Origin of the sequence: Methylobacterium sp. CCH5-D2 (assembly GCF_001556475.1) — a bacterium.
In the GTDB taxonomy this organism is placed as follows: Bacteria; Pseudomonadota; Alphaproteobacteria; order Rhizobiales; family Beijerinckiaceae; genus Methylobacterium; species Methylobacterium hispanicum.
Genome location: NZ_LSIX01000158.1, coordinates 1 through 4,197 on the forward strand (window position 1 = coordinate 1; position 4,197 = coordinate 4,197).

The following is a 4,197-nucleotide window of genomic DNA, read 5'->3' on the forward strand; positions in this document are numbered from 1 at the left end:
GTAGAGTTCTCATCCCTCACCCCAACCCTCTCCCGCACGGGAGAGGGGGCGCGTTGCGGTTCGGGTGCGATCCGAAGCAGATTGCCCGTCTTATGCGATCGACCTGCCCGAGGAGGGGGAGGGAGAGCGCAGGAGCTTCCGCCCGCGATACTGAGACACGGCCCCCTGCTAATGCGCGAAGGCCAGCAGGATCGCCGGGACCACGGCGAGGCCGAGCGGCAGCGCCAGCAGCGCCGCCGGGCGCAGCCAGGCCGGGCGGTAGCTCAGCACCAGCACCACCAGCAGCGCGCCGCCGGTGAGCGCGCCGATCCACTGGACGGGCCCGAAGTTCAGGCCCTCCCAGGCGACGGCCCCGGCGAGCGAGAGCGCGAGCAGCGCCCAGCCCGCGGCGCGCAGCGGCAGCACCCGGCCGGCCGGCACGCGGCCGGCGAGCGCCTCGCGGTGATGGCGGTCGAGGCTGAGCGCCAGCGCCGCGAACCCGGCGAAGCAGAGGGTGACGTTCAGGACGACGACGAGCGGCGTCATGCGCGCAGGGCCTCCTCACCGGTCATGCCGCGGACCGGCCGCCGCAGCGGCGCGCCTGCCCGGGCGGCGGCCTTGCGGGCCGCGAAGACGAAGCCCAGCCCGAGGGCCAGCATCCACAGATCGAAGCCGAGGAAGCGCAGCGCGCCGCCGGGCTGGCTGAGCCCCCCGGTCAGGGCGGCGACCGGCGGCACCGCGAGGTAGAGCGCGCCGACGAGCCCGAGCGCCTGCGTCCAGGCGCGCGGCCCCGGCCGCAGGACGGCGTAGAGGGCGACGAGGACCCAGACACCGAAGAAGGCGCCGACCTCGAAGGACGCCCGCTCGGAGAGGCCCACCGGCAGCAGGCGGTTCGCCAGGAAGTAGGCGGCGATCCCCGCGGGCAGGCCCGCGATCGTGCCGAGGTTGAGCGCGCGCACCAGAAGCAGGCCGAAGCCGGCGGGCGCCGCGCCCTTCGGCGCCCGCGCCACCGCCCAGAGCACGAGGCCGGTCGCGACCGTCGCGGCGCCCATCAGGCCGCAGAGGACGAGCAGGAGCCGCAGCACAGGCCCGGCGAAGTGCCCCATATGCAGGCCCGCCATCACGGTGCCGGTGCCGGTCGCAGGCCCGACCGCGCCGTTGGTGCCGAGCACCGCGCCGGTCTGCCCGTCGAAGGCGATCTGCGCGTGGTGGTGCGAGAGGCCGTGCGGCTCCTCGAAGATCGCCACCACGGCGGCGTTGACGTCGCCGGGGTTCCAGACCGAGAGGCCTTCCGGCACCTCGCCCCCGCGCGCCATCGCGGCCGCGACGATGGGGCCGAGCGGCGCCAGCGTGCCGGGCCGGCCCGCCGTCCAGCGCAGCTCCGGCATCAGGCCGGCCTCCACGAAGTAGCGGATCTCGTCGCCCTTGTAGGCGGTGCGCACGCCCCAGGGCATGTAGAGCGTCGCCAGCAGGGTGAGGCCCGTATAGGCGATCATCAGGTGGAAGGGCAGGCCGAGGACGCCCGCGACGTTGTGGGCATCGAGCCAGCCGCGCTGGGCGGATTTCGCGCCCCGCCTGAAGGTGAAGAAGTCGGCGAAGATGCGCCGGTGCGTGACGATGCCGGAGATTAGCGCCACCAGCATCACCAGGGTGCAGGCCCCGACGATCCAGCGCCCGAGTGTCGGCGGCATGCTCAACTCGTAGTGGAAGCGATAGAGGAAGTCGCCGCCCCGCGTCTCGCGCGCACGTGTCGGCTCGCCCGTCGCCGGATCGAGCAGGGCCTCGTGGAACGGCCCCTCCATGCTCTTCCACCACATCACGGAGATCGCGGGCTTCTCCGGGGTCGGCAGGGCGATGAACCAGCCCATCGCGTCCGGCATCTGGCGCCGCAGATAGGCGGCCCCCAGGTCCGCAGCCCGGCCCGGATCGGCCTCGATCGCCACGAGTTCCGGCCGCATCCACTGCGTGATCCCGGCGCGGTAGAAGCTCGCCGTGCCGGTGACGAAGACCGCGAACAGCACCCAGCCGACCACGAGGCCGGACCACGCGTGCAGCCACGCCATCGCGTGCCGGAAGCCCTGCCGCATCGCCGCCTCAGCCCGCGAAGGCGCCGGCGAGCCAGAGCCCGCCCGCGAGCGGGGCGGCGAGCCCGAGGACGAGCGCTGCGGCCCGCGCCAGGGAGCGCGCGGCGAAGACCGCCACCACGACCGCGACCATGACGGCGAAGCTCAGGAGCGTCGCCGTGGTCACGGCCTCCGAGCGCGGCATCGGCAGGACCAGGGCGAAGAGCCCGGTCGCCAGGGCCGCGACCGCGTAGCCGCCGAGCGCCGCGAGCAGCACCCGGCCGAGGACGGCCGCGCGGTAGGCCGGCGTGGGCGCCGTGCGGGCGCTCACGGCGCGCGGGCCGGGGCGGGGCACCGGAGGGCGCCGGAAGGACGAGCGGACGACATGGGCCGAGCTACCAAGCGTGCGACCGCGCGCGCAACAGCTATGTTTCGGAACGATTCCAATCCCGCCGGCATCGCGGGCGGCGACGACTTGAACGGAGCCCTCGCTCGACTGCGGAAACACTTCGCCGCGATGTTCGGGCGGATGAAGCGGGCCGCGCGCCGCGGCCTCGACCCGTCCGGCGGCGCGAACCATCCATAGATTCAACCTGAGATAGAAACAGGCCGGGCGGCGCTGAGACTTAACTCCTGCGAAAGGCGGAGGCAGCACTCTCCGACGTCAAGTCGCGGCCCTGGACGAAGGTGATAGCTTTCGCGAGGGGCGCGGATCTCGGCACCGATCCCGCTCACCCGGGGGACCGTGCCACCAGGGGGAAGGCGGGGTCGCGGACGGTTCTCGGGTGCAGGTCGATGCCGCGTCCACGATCCGTCGTGGGCCGGCATGCCCGGTCCCGTCGCCGTCCCGGCCGGTCAGGAACGCGTTATGGATGCGCTTCTCGTCGATGACAGTTCGACCAGCCGCATGCGGCTGCGGGAGATGCTGGAAGCCGAGCCCGGCGTCACGGTGGATGCCCACGCCGATCCGGTCGCGGCCCTGATCGAGGCGCAGATGCGCGCCTTCGACCTCGTGCTGATCGATTACCACATGCCCGAGATGACCGGCGTCGCCTTCATCGAGCGGATCCGCACGATCCCGCACTACGCCCAGGTGCCGGTGGTGATGATCACCAGCGACGTCTGCGACGCGGCGCGGCTGGCCGCCCTCGAGGCCGGGGCGACCGACTTCCTCGCCAAGCGCACGACCGGCGTGGAGCTGCGCGCGCGCCTGCGCAATTTCGTGCGGCTGGCCGGCGCGGTGCGCCGCCTCGCCGAGCAGGCCGCCGTCCTCGACGGCGCGGCGGAGGCCGCCATGCGGCACATGCACGAGCGGGAGGAGGAGATCATCTTCCGCCTCTCGCTCGCGGTCGAGTACCGCGACAACGACACCGGCGACCACACTTGGCGGGTCGCCCGCTACAGCGAGCTGATGGCCGAGGCGCTGGGCCTCGCCCCCGAGATGTGCCGCCGCCTCTACCTCGCCGCGCCGCTGCACGACGTCGGCAAGGTGGCGGTCCCGGACGGGATCCTGCTGAAGCCCGGCAAGCTCGACCCGGAGGAGTTCGCGCTGATCCGCACCCACGCGGAGATCGGCCGGCGCATCCTGGGCGGCAGCGAGTCCGAGCTGATCCGCCTCGCCGCCGAGATCGCGGGGGCGCACCACGAGCGCTGGGACGGGAGCGGCTATCCCAACGGGCTCGCCGGCGAGGCGATCCCGCTCGCGGCCCGGATCGTGGCGGTGGCGGACGTGTTCGACGCGCTCACCACGGAGCGGAGCTACAAGAAGGCGCTCTCGTTCGCCGAGGCGCTCAGCCTGATCCGGGCGGAGAGCCGGGGCCACTTCGACCCGGCCTGCGTCGCGGCCTTCGAGCTCTGCTGGCCGGAGGTCGTCGCGACGGGCCGCAACGGGGCGCGGACGCGCGCCGGGCGCGGGGCCGCGACCGAGCCCTGGGCGCGCGTGCCGATGCTGCTGCGGGAGACCTCCGCCGACAGGCCGGACGCGCAGGACGCGGCGGCCTGAGGGGCGCCGCGAGCGGTGGACGGCGCCGACGATCGTCCGGCCGCGCCGTGTGCCGGGATTGCCCTGGCGCCACCGCCGGACGCATGACACGGGGGAGAGCAGATCCAGCCCAGAGGCGCGTCCGAGCGGCGCGACGCCCCCGTGACCCAGCCC

General features: G+C 73.8%; 4 protein-coding genes. 1 reads left to right on the plus strand and 3 read right to left on the minus strand.

What is annotated here, in order from left to right; genetic code table 11:
* Window positions 1-168: 168 nt before the first annotated feature.
* Genes AX737_RS03545 through AX737_RS03555 form a run of 3 tightly spaced genes read right to left on the minus strand, consistent with a single transcriptional unit; the run spans window position 169 to window position 2,373 of the window.
* On the minus strand, window positions 169-525 hold the full coding sequence (locus tag AX737_RS03545; RefSeq protein WP_066919047.1) for a DUF3325 domain-containing protein: 357 nt from the start codon (window positions 523-525) through the stop codon (window positions 169-171).
* Window positions 522-2,066, minus strand: a complete 1,545-nt coding sequence (locus AX737_RS03550) for a PepSY-associated TM helix domain-containing protein (protein WP_082772859.1) — start codon at window positions 2,064-2,066, stop codon at window positions 522-524. The genes AX737_RS03545 and AX737_RS03550 overlap by 4 nt, the downstream gene beginning before the upstream one ends.
* A gap of 7 nt (window positions 2,067-2,073) precedes the next feature.
* Window positions 2,074-2,373, minus strand: coding sequence for an iron transporter (locus tag AX737_RS03555; RefSeq protein ID WP_066919051.1), 300 nt, complete (start codon window positions 2,371-2,373; stop codon window positions 2,074-2,076).
* Window positions 2,374-2,910: 537 nt separating this feature from the next.
* On the opposite strand from AX737_RS03555, the gene AX737_RS03560 reads away from it, so the two are divergent.
* Window positions 2,911-4,044: an HD domain-containing phosphohydrolase gene (locus AX737_RS03560; protein ID WP_066919049.1), complete on the plus strand. Its 1,134-nt coding sequence runs from the start codon at window positions 2,911-2,913 to the stop codon at window positions 4,042-4,044.
* The last annotated feature ends 153 nt before the right edge of the window (window positions 4,045-4,197 follow it).

Bases quoted from the DNA above. Each gene is read 5' to 3' on its own strand.
- AX737_RS03560 (WP_066919049.1), top strand. From the start codon at position 2,911: ATGGATGCGCTTCTCGTCGATGACAGTTCGACCAGCCGCATGCGGCTG.
- AX737_RS03545 (WP_066919047.1), bottom strand. From the start codon at position 525: ATGACGCCGCTCGTCGTCGTCCTGAACGTCACCCTCTGCTTCGCCGGG.
- AX737_RS03550 (WP_082772859.1), bottom strand. From the start codon at position 2,066: ATGCGGCAGGGCTTCCGGCACGCGATGGCGTGGCTGCACGCGTGGTCC.